This is a genomic window from Oleiphilus sp. HI0066 (assembly GCF_001635725.1).
Window position 1 is genome coordinate 1 of sequence record NZ_LWFH01000957.1, and the last position, 747, is coordinate 747.

Genomic DNA, 747 nt, shown 5'->3' on the forward strand with positions numbered 1-747 from the left:
AAAAGAACAAGCGATCGTATGAACGTGAGCATTTAAATAGAGGGAAGTAGGCCTATAATCATCTTCTAAAAGAGGCATAAAAGATTCACATCTGATTGATTTATATACAATTTAAGATTATTTATGATAACTCGTACAAATATTTCTAGAAAGTGGATATTTTTTGTTGACGACCTCAGAATCCGCCAGTATTATTCGCGCCGTTGTTTAGTTCCCCGATAGCTCAGTTGGTAGAGCAACGGACTGTTAATCCGTGGGTCGCTGGTTCAAGCCCAGCTCGGGGAGCCAACAAGATTTCTAAAAGGTGTTTTACGAAAGTGAAACGCCTTTTTTTATACCCGAAAAATATGTATACAACGAATCCGTGGTAAACCCTGTCGGCTTTACCTAGCTCAAGGCCAGCTCGGGGAGCCAACAAGATCTCTAAAAGGTGTTTTACGAAAGTGAAACGCCTTTTTTTATACCCGAAAGAGTTGTATACAGCGAATCCGTGGTAAACCCTGTCGGCTTTACCTAGCTCAAGCCCAGCTCGGCGAGCCAACACAATTTCTAAAAGGTGTTTTACGAACGTAAGACGCCTTTTTAATGCCCGAAAGAAATGTATACAACAAATCCGTGGTAAACCCTCGCGGCTTTACCTAGCTCAAGCCCAGCTCGGGGAGCCACCAACAAAATTTCTGGAAGTTATGCACATAGCGAACCCTAAGCCAGCAATTGTAGGCCTACCTGTTCATGACAACGATCAAT

At 42.7% G+C, this 747-nt stretch carries 1 tRNA gene; it reads left to right on the forward strand.

What is annotated here, in order from left to right:
• Positions 1-212: 212 nt before the first annotated feature.
• Positions 213-288 (forward strand) — tRNA-Asn (locus A3738_RS10835).
• The last annotated feature ends 459 nt before the right edge of the window (positions 289-747 follow it).